This is a genomic window from Vibrio sp. KUL78, from assembly GCF_059725505.1.
The window spans coordinates 2,323,755-2,338,052 of sequence record NZ_AP045837.1; the positions used below are offsets into that span (position 1 = coordinate 2,323,755).

Consider the following 14,298-nt stretch of genomic DNA (forward strand, 5'->3'; position numbering starts at 1 on the left):
CTTTTTCTCCTTGCTTACGCTTCTACTTGACGACTAACTTTGTTCTCTACCGTTTCGACGTTTTGTTCGAAGTGGTAGCGACCTGTCTTCAAGCTACTTGGGCCTTTACGCGCGAATTTCACCATTAGGTAAACTTCTGCAATTAGGAACACCGTGTATAGAGCGATGATTGCGAATAGTGACGTCCAGATCTGACTTGCTGTCAGTGCTGATGCCGCGACGTGTACAGGCAGGATTTCACCTACGGCCCATGGCTGACGACCAAATTCAGCGACGAACCAACCTGCTTCTACTGCAATCCATGGAAGTGGAATGCTGAATAGCGCAGCTTTAAGAATCCATTTTTTCTGTTCAATTTTCTGACGACATGTCTGAATGAATGCCGCACCAAATACGAATAGCATGATGAAGCCACACGCAACCATGATACGGAACGACCAGAATAGTGGCCAAACTGTCGGGATAGAGTCATCCGCAGCCGCTTGGATTTGATCTTCAGTCGCATCGACGACTTTGTCTGTGTAACGCTTAAGCAGTAGACCGTAACCAAGGTCTTCTTTCACGTCATCAAACGCTGCAAGGTTTGCATCTGTACGCTCACCTGCACGCAGTTTTTCTAGAAGCTCGTACGCATACATACCGTTACGGATACGATCAACGTGCTCTTCACGTAGGTCGCGTAGACCCTGAACTGGAGTATCGATAGAGCGTGTTGCGATGATACCCATTACGTATGGGATCTTAAGCGCGAAGTCGGTTTCCATCTTGTCTTGGTTTGGAAGACCAAACACAGTGAACGCTGCTGGAGCTGGCTCTGTGTGCCATTCCGCTTCGATCGCTGCAAGTTTCACTTTCTGTACATCACCAAGCTCGTAACCAGATTCGTCACCTAGAACGATAACAGAAAGGATGGAAGCCATACCGAAAGACGCCGCAACCGCGAAAGAACGACGCGCAAATGCTACGTCACGACCTTTCAGTAGGTAGTAAGCACTGATACCCAGTACGAACATCGCACCTGTGGTATAGCCTGATGCTACTGTGTGAACAAACTTAACCTGAGCTACTGGGTTTAGTACCACTTCTGCGAAGCTGACCATTTCCATACGCATGGTTTCGAAGTTGAACTCAGCGCCCACTGGGTGCTGCATCCAGCCGTTCGCCACAAGGATCCAAAGTGCAGAGAAGTTAGAACCTAGTGCAACCAACCACGTTACCGCTAAGTGTTGACGTTTTGAAAGCCTATCCCATCCGAAGAAGAAAAGTCCGACAAAGGTGGATTCGAGGAAGAAGGCAACAAGGGCTTCGATCGCCAGAGGCGCGCCGAAGATATCACCAACATAATGGGAATAGTACGACCAGTTTGTACCAAACTGGAATTCCATCGTAAGACCGGTGGCAACACCAAGTGCGAAGTTAATACCAAACAGCTTACCCCAGAACTTGGTCATGTCCTTGTAGATTTGCTTGTTGGTCATTACGTAGAGGGACTCCATGATGGCAAGTAGGAATGCCATACCGAGAGTCAATGGAACGAACAAGAAGTGATACATTGCCGTAATTGCGAACTGCAATCTCGACAGATCAACAACGTCTATCATGGTAACTCCTTTTGTGCCGACAAAACGACACTCTCTACATCAGTGCGCAAAGGAAACAATGTTTAAGCGGGGTTGAGCTTGTTGAGCGTCCGCTAAAATTGTTGAGCTTATTGTCATCCTTGTTGCAAAAATGTACCTCAATGGTTAGTTAATTGTTAAGCATGCGCTAATATAGCTGAGGCTAATATTACTGGTAAATTGATTCGGTTTCAAAAGGTTTATTTGAGGGTTTTGCCTTGATTTATATCAACAAACACGAAATGACGATTGTACAATCTTTAATCACATTGATGCAGATCAAGTTTGGTGGTTTTTTGTAACTAATTTGGGGAGTGAGTTTCGGGCACTTTGGAGGGCAATACCCCTTTAGGGGCAATGGATTATAGCGTTTTTCATCAGCGTTGTGAAAATGAATTCACCACTTGATAATAAATTGAAATAAAACTGGCGTGAATATGACACTGCATAGATGAAATATTACTTTACAAATATGCAGCTCATTAATCGTTCAAAAATAAGGAGAATTACTGCTTATCGATACCAAAATGAAGATAAGCGCGGTCGGATGCAATACGACCACGAGGCGTACGTTGTAAGTAGCCCTGTTGAATGAGGTAAGGCTCGATGACATCCTCGATGGTGTCTTTCTCTTCACCAATCGCGGCGGCGAGGTTATCAAGTCCTACAGGGCCACCAGAAAACTTCTCCATAATCGCCAACAGAAGCTTTCTATCCATGTAGTCGAAGCCTTGGTTATCGACATCGAGCATGTTTAGAGCTTTGTCCGCGATCTCGGCACAGATATGGCCATTGCCTTTCACTTCGGCATAGTCACGAACTCGGCGCAGCAGACGGTTTGCAATACGAGGTGTACCGCGAGCACGTCGAGCGATTTCTAGCGCGCCTTCTGGGTCCATAGACAATCCCAAGCAACGCGCGCTGCGCTGAACGATGTTTTGAAGGTCGCCAATCTTGTAGTACTCGAGGCGTTGGACAATACCGAATCGGTCACGAAGTGGTGAGGTTAGTGAACCTGCACGTGTCGTAGCACCAATCAACGTAAAAGGAGGTAGATCGATTTTGATCGAGCGAGCGGCGGGACCTTCACCAATCATGATATCCAACTGGTAGTCTTCCATCGCTGGATACAGTACCTCTTCAACCATTGGGCTTAAGCGGTGGATCTCGTCGATAAATAAGACATCGTTCTCTTCGAGGTTGGTCAACAGCGCCGCAAGGTCACCCGCTTTTTCGAGTACTGGGCCCGACGTGGTACGGATGTTTACTTCCATCTCGTTAGCAACGATATTCGCCAGCGTGGTTTTACCCAAACCTGGAGGCCCGAATATCAATAGGTGGTCGAGCGCTTCATTACGCAGCTGTGCGGCTTTGATGAAAATTTCCATCTGGTCGCTAACGTGCTCCTGACCTTCATAGTCAGCCAGCTTCTTAGGACGAATAGCTCTATCGATGACGTCTTCATCACGGAAAACTGGGTTTTCTGGGGCGATTAAGCGATCGGCTTCAATCATCTAACTGTCTCTCTACACTCACTGTCTTTCTAAAAATAGCGCTTGGTCATTAAACCATAGCACGCAGTGCTTCACGGATCAGCGCTTCGCTGGTCATATCTGGTTTCGCGACTTGAGAAACCACTTTCGATGCTTGAGTAGGCTTATAGCCAAGTGCTAATAGTGCACTCACCGCCTCTTCTTCAGCATTGTCTGCTGCCATCGCACCAACACTGTCGACTGGCGCTGCATCGGTTGCAGGAGTGAACAGATCGCCTGCACCCCAGCCTTTAAGGCGGTCTTTCATCTCAACGACAAGACGTTCAGCCGTTTTCTTACCAACGCCTGGTAGTTTGACCAAAGTAGAGATATCTTCGCGCTCAACACAAGAGACAAATTGGCTTGCTGACATGCCCGATAGGATACCTAGACCAAGCTTAGGACCAACGCCGTTGGCTTTAATCACTTCGCGGAACAATGCACGTTCGCGAACAGTATTAAATCCATAAAGTAGTTGGGCATCTTCGCGCACTACAAAGTGGGTATAGATAATGGCTTCTTGACCAATTTCTGGCAGCTCGTAAAAACAGCTCATCGGCATTTGCACTTCATACCCTACTCCACCAACTTCTATCAGTAGTTCAGGGGGTTGCTTTTCGATTAGCGTGCCACGCAGTCGTCCTATCACAGTCTATGTCTCGTTGTTCGTTGCAATAGGGCTTAGGATATAGAATAACTGGATGGGTATCCAGTTATTCTCTGCAAAAATTAGCTCATTGCCGCGCGGAGTCGCTCCGATAGCTCAGTACCTTCGGATATCTGTTGATTGAGCTGTTCACTGATGGTTTGGATATCTTCGGCGATGGATTTACTGCCAGTAACAGAACGCGCGACATCGCTACTTGCTTGGTCAAGTTCACCGATAGCTTGATTCTGCTGAGTCACTAAATGGCTAAGATCGGTGATTTCCGTCGAGATGGTTTGCACCTGTTCAATCATTTGGCTGAGCTCTTTCACCGTGGTTTGAATCGTCTGCTGACCAGAGTCGATCTCTTGCTGGCTATTACTAATAAGCGTGCGGATCTCTTCCACGGAATTGCTGGTCTTAGAAGAGAGTTCTCTTACCTGTTCAGCCACCACAGCAAAACCACGACCGTGATCACCTGCTCGAGCCGCCTCAATCGCCGCATTCAAAGCGAGCAAGTTAGTTTGCTCGGCAACCGATGTTATCAGTTCAATCACCGACACCACTTTTTGGTTACTGTTGTCGATATTAGCAATGGCTTCGGTGGAAGCGTTCAACATCTCTGAGCTGCTCTCGGCTTGCTGTTTGATAGCGTCGGTTTGTCCGATAACCTGCACCATAAAGTTCACCGACTCTTGAGTGAACGAAGAGAGCTGCTCTAATTGTTGGCTCATCTCTTCGGCTGCACTTGCTTGCGAGGCGCTGTTCATGCCCAGCGATTGAACATTGGAGTTGAGCTGTGATGATTGGGTGTTCACTTGGTGTATCACTTCATCAAGCTCTTGAACGCTCTCATTCACTGCCACCAGCATGCCATCCATGCGCTTTTCGCCTTGCGACGCTTTTTCAGCTTGCAGAGCACTTTCTTTCATCGCTTTTTCAGCGCGATTAATGGCGCTCTCTTTTTGTTTCGCGGTAAAGCTTTGGGCAAAGCAGATAACACAGAGCGGCAATAGCATTCCAGACCAAATCTCAACGTTTTGTTTTGACTCAGACAGCGAGATAGTAGGAAACGAATAACCGCTCGTGTGGAGATAAGTCATTACACCCGAGACCACTAATATCCCTAAGCTCCAAGTCAGGGCCATCGCTCGAGAGGCAGAGAGGTAAAAGGCAACGATGAGCAAAGGCGCCCAAAACGATTGAGTTGAGTCTACGATGCCACCGCTTTGATAGATGATGTTGACGGCATGTAACACCATGCCAAGAAAGCCAATGTTTAGCGCGAGTGTTATCTGCTTGGTGAAGCGCAGTACAACTAAACCCACTATCTCGATAGCAACCAGCAGTACTGAAGTAAGAAACAGCAGCGCATGTCCATTTGATTGCCATTTAACGGCACTGTATAAGCCTACGATTAACGCAACCACGGTGAAGACAGCTGTAATTTCCGCTTTGCGTAATGTGTTTCGGGAGAGATCTTGAGGGGTATTTATTAAGTTATGCCACATGCCCTTGTTATTCCTTATTATTGGTCCTTTGACGCACTCATCGGACCAATATTAGGAAGTTAACAAATAATTAACAAGGCAGAATAGAGAAAAGGCTCTAAAACTGTGGGCTGGTTATCGTTAAAACTATCGGTATCCAAGACAGTAAGCACTTGAAACCAAAATCCGCGCGCTTAACGATAGCGCCCTTTCTTCGCACCCGTCGCCTTACCTGCTAGAGCAACGAGCGTTTTATTGGTGTTGGCGTGACAAATTGCCACACCTAAAGCATCGGCAGCATCGGCCTGTGGTTTGGAGGGAAGCTTAAGCATGGCCATCACCATGTGTTGAACCTGAGCTTTGTCCGCGCCACCTGTGCCCACCACCGCTTGCTTGATGAGCCTTGCCGCGTACTCATAGACAGGTAGGTCATTATTCACTGCTGCGACAATTGCGCTGCCTCGAGCCTGCCCAAGTTTAAGCGCAGAGTCGGCGTTTTTCGCCATAAAGACCTGCTCAATGGCAAACACATCGGGTTGAAACTGAGTAATGATCTCACTCACGCCCGCATAGATCTGTTTTAATCGACCCGGCAACTCGGATTCTGAGGTGCGGATACAGCCACTCCCAAGGTATTGCAAATGTCGACCCTGCTGGCGAATGACGCCGTAACCTGTGATCCGTGAACCTGGGTCAATTCCTAAAATAATAGACATGGTTTCTCGCTAATTACTCTAACGTCGCTGCAACTTCGTCAGAGATATCACCATTGTGATAGACCTCTTGGACGTCATCGAGATCTTCTAATGCATCGATAAGACGCAGTAACTTGGGAGCTGTGGATTCATCAAGATCAGCTTTCGTTGAAGGAACAAGCGTCACTTCAGCGTTTGATGCTTCATAGCCCGCTTCATCGAGTGCGTCTTTTACCGAACCAAACTCTGCTGGCGTCGTGTAAACGTCAATGGCACCGTCATCGCCTGTTTCGATATCGTCTGCTCCGCCTTCTAGCGCCACTTCCATTACTTCGTCTTCATCAAGACCTGGAGCGTAAGAAATGACGCCTTTTTTATCGAATAGATAATTCACGCTGCCGTCAGTGCCAAGGTTACCGCCCGCTTTAGAGAAAGCATGACGCACACCAGAAACCGTGCGATTGCGATTGTCTGTCATACATTCAACCATCACCGCTGTGCCACCCGGTCCGTAGCCTTCGTAGATGACGGTCTCCATGTTGTCATCACCTTCACCACCAGCACCGCGCGAGACTGCTCGATTGACGGTGTCACGAGTCATGTTGTTTGAGAGTGCTTTATCAATAGCCGCGCGAAGTCTTGGGTTGTTATCAACCTCACCACCGCCTTCTTTTGCCGCGACGACAATTTCGCGAATCAGTTTGGTGAAGATTTTGCCGCGCTTTGCATCTTGCGCTGCTTTACGATGGCGAATGTTCGCCCATTTACTGTGACCTGCCATGGTTAATCCTTTGAGTTCTATGAAGTTGGACTATTTATAGAGTGGTATAACTATACAGAATTTAGAAACAAAAACTCCCGCGGGTGCGGGAGTTTTGGGTATGTTGTGATCTTGGGATTGAGTTTTGGTGCTCGTGGTTAGAAGATCCCTGCCTGCGCAGGGATGACGACCACTTTAAGTACGCCAATGGTTGATTTGTCATTCCTGCGCAGGCAGGAATCTACTCAAAGCGCGCGACCAAACTAAAAGACCACGTCACACCTTAAGCGTCTTTCTTCTCTTTCGCCGCCGTCACAGCAATCGCAAGCTCTTCAAGTGCTGCTGGGTTTGCCGCGCTTGGTGCGTCTGTTAGTAGACACGCTGCTGCGGTTGTTTTCGGGAATGCGATAACGTCACGGATGTTCTCTGTACCACATAGAAGCATCACTAGACGGTCAAGACCGAATGCTAGACCTGCGTGCGGTGGCGTACCGAACTTCAGTGCGTCTAGTAGGAAGCCGAACTTCTCGCGTTGCTCTTCTGCATCGATACCTAGGATCTCGAATACCGCTGCTTGCATTTCTGCGTTGTGGATACGAACAGAACCACCACCGACTTCATAGCCGTTTAGAACCATGTCGTATGCGTTAGAGTTTGCTGCCGCTGGGTTCGCTTTTAGCTCTTCCGCTGTCATGCCAAGAGGAGACGTGAATGGGTGGTGCATTGCGTGCAGGTTACCCTCGTCATCTTCTTCAAACATTGGGAAGTCAACAACCCATAGTGGCGCCCACATAGACTCATCAGTAAGCTCAAGATCTTTACCAAGCTTAAGACGTAGCGCGCCCATTGCTTCTGCAACTGTGTTTGCTTTGTCTGCGCCGAATAGGATGATGTCACCAGATTCTGCGTTGGTACGCTCAAGAATACCGTTGATCACGTCTTCGTTTAGGAACTTAGCGACTGGAGATTGGATACCTTCCATGCCAGCAGCACGGTCGTTAACCTTCATCCATGCTAGACCTTTAGCACCGTAGATACCTACGTACTCAGCATAGCTGTCGATTTGCTTACGAGTCAATTTAGCGCCGCCTGGTACACGGATAACCGCTACGCGACCTTTCTCGTCGTTTGCAGGACCAGAGAATACTTTGAACTCAACGTCTTTCACGAGATCAGCAACGTCCACTAGCTCTAGTGGGTTACGTAGATCTGGCTTGTCGCTACCGAAACGGCGAATCGCTTCAGAGAATGGCATTACTGGGAACTGACCTAGGTCTACGTTCAGTAGCTCTTGCCACATGTCGCGAACCATTTTTTCAGTCACTTCACGTACTTGGTCAGCCGACATGAATGACGTTTCGATATCGATCTGAGTGAATTCTGGTTGACGGTCAGCACGCAAGTCTTCATCACGGAAACACTTAACGATCTGGTAGTAACGGTCGAAACCAGACATCATCAGTAGCTGTTTGAATAGCTGTGGAGACTGAGGAAGCGCGTAGAACGAACCTTTATGAACACGACTTGGTACTAGGTAGTCACGAGCACCCTCTGGCGTCGCTTTCGTTAGTACTGGCGTTTCGATGTCTAGGAAGCCGTTGTCATCTAGGAAACGACGAACAAAGCTAGATGCTTTTGCACGCAGTTTAATACGATCGCTCATCTCTGGACGACGCAGGTCGATGTAACGGTACTTAAGACGTTGCTCTTCGGTATTCGTTTGGTTGAAGTCTAAAGGTAGCACGTCGCTACGGTTGATGATTTCAAGACCTTTTGCAAGGATCTCTACTTCACCTGTCGCCATGTCTTTGTTTACTTGGCTCTCTGGACGTACACGAACTTCACCAGTTAGCTTGATGCAGAATTCGTTACGAAGTTGGTTCGCTACTTCATAAGCATCAGCCATATCTGGATCAACAACAACCTGAACGATACCTTCACGATCTCGCATATCAATAAAGATAAGACCGCCTAAATCACGACGACGGTTTACCCAGCCGCACAGTTCTACAGTTTGTCCTGCAAGGGACTTGTTCAGGTGACCACAGTAATGGCTACGCATAATGAATTTCCCAATTTCCGATTGTTTATATGAAATCTATATTGTGGGTGATGGCACAAAAAAGTCGCCAATTCTAAATCCACCCACAAAATCAAAGGTTCATTTATACTCGGAAAATCGTCTAAAATCGACCTAATTTGACAGAATTGTTGTGTTTAATTGCCCGTTGCTACGCTAGAACACTTGAAACGGATAAAATATCAACAAATCCTATTATTTACTGACTTCTGTTTATTGGCTTTTAAAGGACTAGAAATGAGTGAACCGAAATTGCGACTTGGGCTAACCATGTGGTCACACAATGATTGGCAACACTCATTCTATGGCAAAGGAACTAAGCCCGCTGAGCGTCTCGAGCGATACGCTTCTGTGTTTGACACGGTTGAAGGTAACACCACGTTTTACGCCACCCCTAGTACCAAAACAGTGAATAGTTGGAATCAAGCCACGTCGGATGATTTTCGATTCACCTTTAAGCTGCCAAAAGCGATAACCCATGAGCGAATGCTAAACCAATGCCAAGATGAGTTAATGGCGTTCTTGCAAGTCATGGCGCCACTGCATCACAAGATTGGTATGTGGACGATTCAGTTGCCTAGCAAGTTCTCTCCTGCCGATTTACCCGCACTGCAAGCGTTTTGTACCAAATTCCCTTCAGACATGAAGTTAGGCGTTGAGGTTCGTCATCTGGGCTTCTTCAACAAATCCGATGAAGAGCGCGCGTTTAATCAATGGTTAATAGAAGAGCATATCGACCGGATCATTATGGATTCACGTCCGGTTTTTGCAGCCAAGCCAGATACTCCAGCGCTCATAGACGCCCATGAAAAAAAGCCGAAGGTGCCTGTACATGCGATTTCTACAGCGGCGCATCCAATGATTCGTTTTATTGGGCACCCAGACATGGACGCTAACCTAGCTTTCTTTAAACCATGGGAAACAAAACTCGCGCAATGGATAGCAGAAGGTAAACAACCTTATTTAATGATCCACACGCCCGATAATGTCGAAGCGCCAGAGCTGGCGATAAAGCTCTATAATCAGCTAAAAGAGTCGCAACTGGGGAATTTGGAACTCGCTGAGATACCGACGTTTCCGAGCCTTAGAGATGATCATCAGATCTCCATGTTTTAGGCCCGAAAACAAGGTCATCTTGTATGGTTCAACGCGGTAATGACATTTCTCCTCGAATGACGTAAAATGCGCGCCTTTTTTTATCGCGTCCGTATAAACGGCAATGGGGAACCTTAACATGCAGAATAAAGACACTATATTCTCTGCTCCTATCGACAAGATTGGTGATTTCACCTTCGATGAGCGAGTAGCTGAAGTCTTCCCAGATATGATTCAGCGCAGTGTGCCTGGATACAGCAACATCATTTCTGCAATTGGCATGCTCGCCGAGCGTTTCGCAAAACCCCACTCAACCATCTATGATCTTGGCTGCTCACTCGGTGCTGCTACTTTATCGATGCGCCGCAATATCACCCAAGAAGGTTGTCAGATTATCGCTGTCGATAACTCTTCGGCGATGGTTGAGCGCTGCAAGCTACACGTGAACGCGTATCGCTCAGACACACCAGTGAATGTGGTTGAAGCCGATATCCGTGATATCGAGATCAAAGACGCCTCCGTGGTTGTGCTTAACTTTACTCTGCAATTTCTATCGCCAGACGATCGCCGCACACTACTAGAGAAAATCTACGCGGGTCTGCGCCCAGGTGGTATTTTGATCTTGTCAGAGAAGTACGTATTTGAAGACGAAGGCTCAAACGAACTGCTTATCGACCTTCACCACGACTTCAAGCGTGCCAACGGTTATAGCGAGCTCGAGATCAGCCAAAAGCGCAGCGCGATTGAAAATGTTATGCGCCCAGACTCGATCAACGTGCATAAAGAGCGATTTAAAGAGATTGGATTTACTAGCTATGAAGTCTGGTTCCAATGCTTCAACTTTGGCTCTATGTTCGCCATTAAGTAATATCTCAGTGCTGCTGATAGTTAAGCAGCGCTAGACACCGTATTCCAAGTCGTCGACACCCAATATTAGTAGAGAGTTTCATGTTTAACTTTGCGAATTTCTATCAGCTTATCGCTCAAGATACCAAGCTTCAGCCTTGGCTTAATATCCTGCCACAGCAACTGACCGACTGGCAGAATGCCGAGCACGGTGATTTTGATCGTTGGTTGCGCGCGCTTGCAAAAATTCCGGCAGGTCAACCGGACAACGTTGAGTTAAAAAGTGAAGTTTCTCTAGCAAACAATGACGCACTGGCAACCGGTGAGATGAAGAAGCTTGAGAACTTGCTTCGTACCTTCCACCCTTGGCGCAAAGGCCCTTATCGTGTTCACGATATCCATATCGATACCGAGTGGCGCTCTGACTGGAAATGGGATCGCGTGCTTCCACACATCTCTCCGCTAAAAAACCGCTCAGTATTGGATGTTGGTTGTGGCAACGGCTATCACATGTGGCGAATGCTGGGTGAAGGCGCTCGCTTGTGTGTCGGCATTGACCCATCACATCTATTTTTAGTGCAGTTTGAAGCAATTCGTAAGCTGATGGGTGGCGACCAGCGTGCCCACCTTCTACCACTAGGTATCGAGCAATTACCTGAGCTTCAAGCGTTTGACACTGTTTTCAGCATGGGTGTGCTTTACCACCGTCGTTCTCCTTTAGATCACCTGATTCAACTTAAGAACCAGTTGGTTGCAGGTGGTGAGTTGGTTCTTGAGACACTGGTTATCGAAGGTGACGAGAACGCAGTGCTAGTCCCAGTTGATCGCTACGCGCAAATGCGTAACGTTTACTTCTTCCCTTCAGCGCGTGCACTTAAAGTGTGGCTAGAGAAAGTTGGCTTTGTGAACGTACGTATTGTCGATGAAAATGTGACCTCAACAGACGAGCAGCGCACCACAGGATGGATGACACACAACTCCCTTCCTGAGTACCTAGATCAGAACGATCCTAGCAAAACCGTCGAAGGTTACCCTGCTCCACGCCGCGCAATCTTAGTGGCTGAAAATCCAAGCAAATAATCCTAACGTCAAAAAAAGTGATGTTTAATGCATCAGCTTTTACATCACTTTTATAAGTCTGACGTAGCTCTGACAATAGGGAGTATCGCACTCCCTATTGGTTACGATAAAATCAACGCTTCCAAGTTCCACTTTATTGTTTTTTAGGGTTTAAGATGTACAAACGTTTGGCACCTCTTGTCGCCATCGGCCTACTTTCAGGTTGTTCTACCGTCAATCACCAAGAACTTCATCAAAACACCATCAGCGCAATTCAGGAATCCGAGCAGCGCCTCGACAATAGACTGACCAATCTAACGCTTCAGATCAGCAACAACGCCGACTATATCGATAGCTTAGAGTCTGAAATTATCGCTCTTACCAAAGAAGTCGAGATGCTACGCAAAGCAGACGGCAGTGAAGAAGAACAAGAAGAAGAGCAAGCGAAGCCACTCCCTGTAATTGCACCGACTACATTCTCCTCTACTCCCGTTGTCCTTGGGTCTGTTGAACGCGTCCGTTTAGATGCGCTCGATAAGACGTTTGACGCTCGAGTTGATACTGGCGCAGTCACCTCTTCATTAAATGCGAGCGATATTCAAGCATTCGAAAGAGATGGCAAGCAATGGGTGAAATTTAAACTTGTTGATGAAAAGGCCGAGAAAGAAAGTAACCGTTGGATTGAAGCACCGGTTATTCGATATGTTAAAATTCGTCAATCCACCAGCGACAAAATGGAACGCAGAGCTGTGGTGGAATTATGGATCCGTGTTGGAAAAATCCATGAAAAAGCACAATTTACACTGGCAGATCGCTCACAAATGACCCACCCTATACTACTAGGAAGAGAATTTATCAAAGATATTGCTTTAGTTGATGTTAGTCAGCAATATATACTTTCATCTAACAAGTAATTTTCTTTAAAATAACACCTCCTTCAGGGAAGCAATTACAATAATAAGGTTGTTTATGACTTCACGTATTCCATTTTTCCTATCTGTAGGATTACTTATTGCGGCAGGGATCGCGTTAAGTGTCATAAGGCACGACACCTATGGCGTACCATGGACTCCAGGCGAAACTCGCCAAGTTTGGGACATTGAGGCTCGCGTCGAATTTAATGCGATTGGTAAACCGGCTAAGGTTTCACTCGCAGCACCATATACTCAAGAAGGCTTCACTCTTATTGGCGAATCTGCCTCATCACCTGGCTACGGTGTTTCTTATGTCGATTCTGACGCAGGCCGCCGCGCAGAGTGGTCTATCCGCCAAGCGCAAGGTCCACAGACCATCTACTACAAAACCCAATTTCTTGTGGATGACCAAGCTCTCGCTAATTCAACACCTCCTTCAGAAGACGTCGTTAAGCCAACCTTTGATGGTCCTGAAGAAGCTGCCGCGATTGCACTTGTGGAACGTGCAGAGTCTCGCTCTTCTGACAACGTTACTTTTACACGTGAGCTAATCAAAGCACTAAACGATGGTGATAGTCAGAACTCAGCGCTTATCCTAAACAACATGACTAAACTGCAAGCGGCGGCGAAGTTGCTCGCGTTTGCTGAAGTCCCTAGTAAGGTAGTGGGTGTTATCGAACTTGAAGATGGTCGCCGTCGTCAGTCGATTCAACAGATGCTTCAAGTGTGGGATGGTGCCAAATGGAAGATCTTCTCTCCTGAAACGACTGAAGGTCAAAAGAAACAAAACCTAATGGTTTGGGATGAATCCAATGTTTCTTTGCTAGACGTAGTTGGCGGCAAAGATAGTAAAGTGCACTTTACAATGATCGCTCAAGAGGTATCACCTCAAGAAGCGACTAACAGCAAAGTTGATGCAGACGGTCTACTAAATTTCTCTATTCACAGCCTACCGCTGGAAGAGCAAGCCATGTTTAAGACCATCATGCTGATCCCTATCGGCGCTTTGATTGTTGTATTCTTGCGTATCCTCATCGGTCTTAAAACGTCCGGTACCTTCATGCCAGTTCTGATTGCGGTTGCCTTTGTACAGACCCAATTAGTAACGGGTATTGTGGGCTTCCTACTTATTGTCGGTACGGGTCTGGTTATACGTAGTTATCTATCCAAGCTAAACCTGCTGCTGGTGGCGCGGATATCTGCGGTTATCATTACGGTTATCCTGATTATTTCTGTCTTCACCGTAGTGGCGTTCAAGATTGGTCTGACTGAAGGTCTTTCTATTACCTTCTTCCCAATGATCATCCTATCTTGGACTATCGAACGTATGTCGATTCTATGGGAAGAAGAAGGCGCGAAGGAAGTCATTATGCAGGGTGGCGGTTCGCTATTAACGGCGGTACTGGTTTACCTAGCCATGACCAACCCTTACGTTCAACACCTAACATTTAACTTTATCGGTCTGCAGCTGGTTATCCTTGGCGGTATCTTGCTACTTGGTACGTACACAGGTTACCGACTCACTGAACTGCGTCGCTTTAAGCCATTGACGGAGGACTAAT

12 protein-coding genes are annotated in these 14,298 nt (G+C 47.1%); 5 read left to right on the forward strand and 7 right to left on the reverse strand.

The window, feature by feature from the left end:
- Positions 1-14: 14 nt before the first annotated feature.
- The 7 genes from cydA to aspS form a co-directional block, all read right to left on the reverse strand.
- On the reverse strand, positions 15-1,601 hold the full coding sequence (gene cydA, locus AC6I8Y_RS10810; RefSeq protein WP_498020173.1) for a cytochrome ubiquinol oxidase subunit I: 1,587 nt from the start codon (positions 1,599-1,601) through the stop codon (positions 15-17).
- Positions 1,602-2,125: 524 nt separating this feature from the next.
- Positions 2,126-3,133: a Holliday junction branch migration DNA helicase RuvB gene (ruvB, locus tag AC6I8Y_RS10815; RefSeq protein WP_252011737.1), complete on the reverse strand. Its 1,008-nt coding sequence runs from the start codon at positions 3,131-3,133 to the stop codon at positions 2,126-2,128.
- 49 nt (positions 3,134-3,182) lie between these two features.
- Positions 3,183-3,800: a Holliday junction branch migration protein RuvA gene (gene ruvA / locus AC6I8Y_RS10820; protein WP_252011736.1), complete on the reverse strand. Its 618-nt coding sequence runs from the start codon at positions 3,798-3,800 to the stop codon at positions 3,183-3,185.
- An 80-nt stretch (positions 3,801-3,880) separates the two neighbouring features.
- Positions 3,881-5,308: a methyl-accepting chemotaxis protein gene (locus tag AC6I8Y_RS10825; RefSeq protein WP_498020174.1), complete on the reverse strand. Its 1,428-nt coding sequence runs from the start codon at positions 5,306-5,308 to the stop codon at positions 3,881-3,883.
- A gap of 173 nt (positions 5,309-5,481) precedes the next feature.
- Positions 5,482-6,003 carry a crossover junction endodeoxyribonuclease RuvC gene (gene ruvC, locus AC6I8Y_RS10830; protein ID WP_042472000.1) on the reverse strand — a complete coding sequence of 174 codons (522 nt, stop codon included), beginning with the start codon at positions 6,001-6,003 and terminating at the stop codon, positions 5,482-5,484.
- 13 nt (positions 6,004-6,016) lie between these two features.
- On the reverse strand, positions 6,017-6,763 hold the full coding sequence (locus AC6I8Y_RS10835; RefSeq protein WP_498020175.1) for a YebC/PmpR family DNA-binding transcriptional regulator: 747 nt from the start codon (positions 6,761-6,763) through the stop codon (positions 6,017-6,019).
- Between the two features lie 262 nt (positions 6,764-7,025).
- Positions 7,026-8,804: an aspartate--tRNA ligase gene (gene aspS, locus AC6I8Y_RS10840; protein ID WP_394151562.1), complete on the reverse strand. Its 1,779-nt coding sequence runs from the start codon at positions 8,802-8,804 to the stop codon at positions 7,026-7,028.
- 255 nt (positions 8,805-9,059) lie between these two features.
- Between aspS and AC6I8Y_RS10845 the strand changes: the two genes are divergently transcribed.
- The 5 genes from AC6I8Y_RS10845 (at position 9,060) to AC6I8Y_RS10865 (ending at position 14,297) form a co-directional block, all read left to right on the forward strand.
- Positions 9,060-9,938 carry a DUF72 domain-containing protein gene (locus AC6I8Y_RS10845; protein WP_394151564.1) on the forward strand — a complete coding sequence of 293 codons (879 nt, stop codon included), beginning with the start codon at positions 9,060-9,062 and terminating at the stop codon, positions 9,936-9,938.
- 118 nt (positions 9,939-10,056) lie between these two features.
- On the forward strand, positions 10,057-10,785 hold the full coding sequence (cmoA, locus tag AC6I8Y_RS10850) for a carboxy-S-adenosyl-L-methionine synthase CmoA (protein WP_128650740.1): 729 nt from the start codon (positions 10,057-10,059) through the stop codon (positions 10,783-10,785).
- 80 nt (positions 10,786-10,865) lie between these two features.
- Entirely contained in the window at positions 10,866-11,843 is a 978-nt protein-coding gene (gene cmoB, locus AC6I8Y_RS10855) for a tRNA 5-methoxyuridine(34)/uridine 5-oxyacetic acid(34) synthase CmoB (RefSeq protein ID WP_234495590.1), read from the forward strand.
- A gap of 155 nt (positions 11,844-11,998) precedes the next feature.
- On the forward strand, positions 11,999-12,736 hold the full coding sequence (locus tag AC6I8Y_RS10860) for an ATP-dependent zinc protease family protein (protein ID WP_252011722.1): 738 nt from the start codon (positions 11,999-12,001) through the stop codon (positions 12,734-12,736).
- 55 nt (positions 12,737-12,791) lie between these two features.
- Complete coding sequence (locus AC6I8Y_RS10865; RefSeq protein WP_394151568.1) at positions 12,792-14,297, forward strand: inactive transglutaminase family protein; 1,506 nt, start codon at positions 12,792-12,794, stop codon at positions 14,295-14,297.
- Position 14,298: the final 1 nt, after the last annotated feature.